This is a genomic window from Neisseria sp. P0001.S005 (assembly GCF_051963715.1).
The window spans coordinates 1-4,700 of record NZ_JBQCTZ010000245.1 but is presented as its reverse complement, the minus strand read 5'-3'; the positions used below and the strand labels follow the sequence as shown (position 1 = coordinate 4,700).

The window sequence follows — 4,700 nt, the reverse complement described above, 5'->3', positions numbered from 1 at the left end:
GTCTGCCGCGAAGCATCGAGCCGTGTATTGGGCATGCGCCACTTCGATGTACAGCTGATCGGCGGTATGGTCCTGCACAACGGCAAAATTGCCGAAATGCGTACCGGTGAAGGTAAAACTCTAGTGGCCACCCTTGCCGTTTACCTGAATGCATTGTCAGGAAAAGGCGTCCACGTCGTTACCGTCAACGACTACCTCGCCTCCCGTGACGCGAGCATTATGGAGCCATTGTACAATTTCTTAGGCTTGAGCGTCGGCGTGATCGTCGCCGATTTGCAACCTTTTGAACGCCAAACTGCTTACGGTGCCGACATTACTTACGGTACAAACAACGAATTCGGCTTCGACTACCTGCGCGACAATATGGTGACCGACCAATACGACAAAGTTCAACGCGAATTGAACTTTGCCGTTGTCGACGAAGTGGACTCCATTCTGATTGACGAAGCACGTACGCCGCTGATTATTTCCGGCCAGGCAGATGACAACATCCAGCTCTACCGCGTGATGAACGCCGTTCCTGCCCACCTTATCCGCCAAGAAACCGAAGAAGGCGAAGGCGATTACTGGGTAGATGAAAAAGCACACCAAGTCATCCTGAGCGAAGCCGGTCACGAACACGCCGAGCAAATCCTGACTCAAATGGGCTTATTGCAGGAAAACGATTCGCTCTACTCTGCCGCTAATATTTCCCTGATGCACCACCTCATGGCTGCATTGCGCGCGCACACCCTGTTCCACAAAGACCAACATTACGTTATCCAAGACGGCGAAATCGTGATTGTGGATGAATTCACAGGCCGTCTGATGGCCGGCCGCCGCTGGTCCGAAGGCTTGCACCAAGCCGTTGAAGCCAAAGAAGGTGTAGAAATCAAGCGCGAAAACCAAACACTTGCCTCTATTACCTTCCAAAACTACTTCCGCCTGTACAACAAACTGTCCGGTATGACCGGTACGGCCGACACCGAAGCCTTCGAGTTCCAAAGCATTTACAACCTCGAAACCGTCATCATCCCTACCAACCGCCCTGTACAACGTAAAGACTTCAACGACCAAATCTTCCGTTCAGCCGAAGAAAAATTTGAAGCCGTCGTCAAAGACATCGCCGAATGCCACAAAAACGGCCAACCGGTTTTGGTTGGTACAACCAGCATCGAAAACTCCGAACTGGTTTCCCGCTTGTTACACGAAGCAGGTCTGCCGCATAACGTTCTGAACGCCAAAGAACACGAGCGCGAGGCATTGATTGTGGCCCAAGCCGGTAAAGTCGGCGCAATTACCGTTGCCACCAACATGGCCGGCCGCGGTACCGATATTGTCTTGGGCGGCAACCTCAAACATCAAATCGAAGCCATCCATGCCGATGAAACCTTGAGCGAACAGCAAAAACAAGCGCAAATTTCCGCCCTTGAAAGCGGTTGGCAAGCCGAACATGACCAAGTTGTGGCCGCAGGCGGTTTGCACATTATCGGTACAGAACGCCACGAAAGCCGCCGTATCGACAACCAGTTACGCGGTCGCGCGGGCCGTCAGGGCGACCCCGGCTCCAGCCGTTTCTATCTGTCGTTTGAAGACCCATTATTGCGTCTCTTTGCACTCGACCGTGCCGCCGCCATCCTCAACCGCCTGGCACCTGAGCGCGGCGTTGCCATCGAACACGGCCTGCTGACCCGTCAAATCGAAGGCGCACAACGTAAAGTCGAAGGCCGCAACTTCGATATGCGTAAACAAGTTTTGGAATACGATGACGTTGCCAACGACCAACGTAAAGTGATTTACCATCAACGTAACGAAATCCTGACCAGCAAAGACGTCAGCGATTTGACCCGCGAAATCCGCGCCGACGTTATCAGCGACTTGGTTGATTACCACATCCCGCCTGACAGCATGGAGGAGCAATGGGACATTCCGGCACTGGAGCACCAACTTGCCGCCGATTTCCGCCTGCATGTCGATATTAAAGGCTGGCTGAAAGAAGACAGTACTTTGGACAACCAAGACATTAAAGAACGCCTCATCAAGCGCATCGAAGACGAATATGCCGAAAAAGTCGAATTGGTCGGCAAACAGGCTATGTCAGACTTCGAACGCAATGTTATGCTGCAAGTTATCGACAACCAATGGCGCGAACACCTCGCCGCTATGGACTACTTGCGCCAAGGTATCCATCTGCGCAGCTATGCTCAGAAAAATCCGAAACAGGAATACAAACGCGAGGCTTTCGCCATGTTTGAAAACCTGTGGCGCGGCATCAAACAAAACATTGCCGCTTTGCTGACCGCCGTTCAAATCGAGCGCAACAGCGAATACGACCACACTGCCGCACAAAGCGTCAGCGATGTTCAAACCGTCCACTCCGATGCGCCTGATATGGAAGAATTGCTCGGCCAATCGCAAACTGATTTGGTTACCGAAGCGTTCGACCCTGACGGCACAGACTTCAGCCCTGAAGCGCTTGCACAAAACGGCCTGATTGTTCACCGCAACGATCCTTGCCCTTGCGGCAGCGGCCTGAAATACAAACAGTGCCACGGTAAATTGAACTAAACAGTCATCTCAAAAGGCCGTCTGAACGGTGAAACGAGAATCTTTGATTTCGTTCTCGCATCTGTTCAGACGGCCTGAGAATTATCCAAACAAGTAAAAAATTTCCAAACCCAACTTCAAAAGAGTATCCCTATGGCAGGCAATACCTTCGGACAAATCTTTACCGTTACCACTTTCGGCGAAAGCCACGGCGCAGGCTTAGGCTGCATCATTGACGGCTGCCCGCCCGGACTAGAATTGAGCGAAGCGGATATCCAATTTGACCTTGACCGCCGCAAACCCGGCACCAGCCGCCACGTTACCCAACGCCGCGAAGCCGACCAAGTCGAAATCCTCTCCGGCGTATTCGAAGGCAAAACCACCGGCACACCCATCGCCCTCCTGATCCGCAATACCGACCAACGCAGCAAAGATTATGGCAATATCGCCACCAGTTTCCGCCCCGGACATGCCGATTACACCTACTGGCACAAATACGGTACACGCGACTATCGCGGCGGCGGTAGAAGTTCCGCTCGCGAAACCGCTGCCCGCGTTGCAGCCGGAGCAGTTGCAAAAAAATGGCTGAAAGAAAAATTCGGTACTGAAATTACCGCCTACGTTACCCAAGTCGGTGAAAAAGAAATCCAGTTTGAAGGCTACGAATATATTTCCCAAAATCCTTTTTTTGCCGCCAACCAAAGCCAAATTGAGGACTTGGAAAACTATATGGACAGCGTGCGCAAATCATTGGATTCTGTCGGCGCAAAACTTCATATCGAAGCAGCCAACGTCCCTGTTGGCTTGGGCGAACCGGTTTTTGACCGCCTCGATGCAGAAATTGCCTATGCCATGATGGGCATTAATGCCGTCAAAGGCGTGGAAATCGGTGCAGGTTTTGATAGCGTAATGCAACGCGGCAGCGAGCATGGCGACGAGCTCACGCCTCAAGGCTTTCTATCCAACCACTCAGGCGGCATCTTGGGCGGCATCAGCACCGGACAAGACATTCATGTGAATATTGCCATCAAGCCGACCAGTTCCATCGCCACACCGCGCCGCAGCATTGATATAGAGGGCAACCCTGTCGAACTTGCCACACACGGCCGCCACGATCCCTGCGTCGGATTACGCGCCGCTCCGATTGCAGAAGCCATGCTGGCCTTGGTATTGATTGACCACGTCTTACGCCATCGTGCGCAAAATGCCAACGTTCAGGTAAATACACCGGACATTGCCAAATTGGAAAATAACCATTTATTTCTGAATATTCTCAGAAAAATTTAGCCAAATCACAGTCTTTATACTACAATAGCACCTTATTGCCGTATGACAAAAATACGGATTTATATTAGAGGAATACAACCGCAATGGCACAAGAAACCGCTTTGGGCGCTGCGCTGAAATCTGCCGTCCAAACCATGAGCAAGAAAAAACAGACAGACATGATTGCCGACCACATTTACGGCAAATATGATGTATTCAAACGATTTAAACCGTTGGCCGTTGGTATCGACCAAGACTTGGTTGCCGCCCTGCCCCAATACGACCCTGCACTGATTGCACGCGTACTGGCCAACCACTGCCGCCGTCCACGCTATCTGAAAGCCCTGGCTCGCGGCGGCAAACGTTTTGACTTGAACAACCGCTTCAAAGGCGAAGTCAGCGCAGAAGAACAAACCATCGCCCAACAGCACCCAGCCGTTCAACAGGCATTGGCTGCACAAGCCGAACGCCAAGCCGCTAAGGCTACCACTGAAGCAGAAGCGACTCCTGCACAAGCCGAGACCAACGAAGCTGCTGAATAATGTTCAGACGGCCTGATAAGGCTCATACTAAATAGAAAAAACCCCAGTTCAATACGACACTTAAACGTCGATGAATTGGGGCTTTTTATTGCCTTAACCTTATCGTGGGCTGATTAAAAATAGCTTTGTTTGTTCATAGCAAACTAAAATCTCCTTTTAATGAACATAAATAAAGGCCGTCTGAAACATCTTTCAGACGGCCTTTTGAAATCAAATAATCAGTTAAAACACGGCTTGCAGAACCAAATAGCTGACAACAGACAAAACGGCAGCGGCTGGCAAGGTAATCACCCAAGCAAGGCCGATCGGTTTCATCAATTTCCAGTTGGCATTGCGGTTAACCAAGCCGATACCCAAAACTGCACC

At 51.2% G+C, this 4,700-nt stretch carries 4 protein-coding genes; 3 read left to right on the top strand and 1 reads right to left on the bottom strand.

The features are described 5' to 3' along the window. The 3 genes from secA to ACTHSP_RS18010 all read left to right on the top strand — a co-directional run. Window positions 1-2,547, top strand: a 2,547-nt coding sequence (secA, locus tag ACTHSP_RS18020; RefSeq protein WP_440346593.1) for a preprotein translocase subunit SecA, incomplete at its 5' end; no start/stop codon positions are given. Window positions 2,548-2,679: 132 nt separating this feature from the next. Next, entirely contained in the window at window positions 2,680-3,813 is a 1,134-nt protein-coding gene (aroC, locus tag ACTHSP_RS18015; protein WP_049350993.1) for a chorismate synthase, read from the top strand. Between the two features lie 83 nt (window positions 3,814-3,896). Next, window positions 3,897-4,334, top strand: a complete 438-nt coding sequence (locus ACTHSP_RS18010) for a ProQ/FINO family protein (protein WP_440346592.1) — start codon at window positions 3,897-3,899, stop codon at window positions 4,332-4,334. A gap of 222 nt (window positions 4,335-4,556) precedes the next feature. Here the strand turns inward: ACTHSP_RS18010 and ACTHSP_RS18005 are convergent. Beyond that, window positions 4,557-4,700 (bottom strand): inorganic phosphate transporter (locus ACTHSP_RS18005; RefSeq protein ID WP_440346594.1); only part of this gene is annotated, 144 nt, incomplete at its 5' end.

Coding starts and splice junctions, on each gene's coding strand:
- aroC (WP_049350993.1), top strand. CDS start 2,680: ATGGCAGGCAATACCTTCGGACAAATCTTTACCGTTACCACTTTCGGC.
- ACTHSP_RS18010 (WP_440346592.1), top strand. CDS start 3,897: ATGGCACAAGAAACCGCTTTGGGCGCTGCGCTGAAATCTGCCGTCCAA.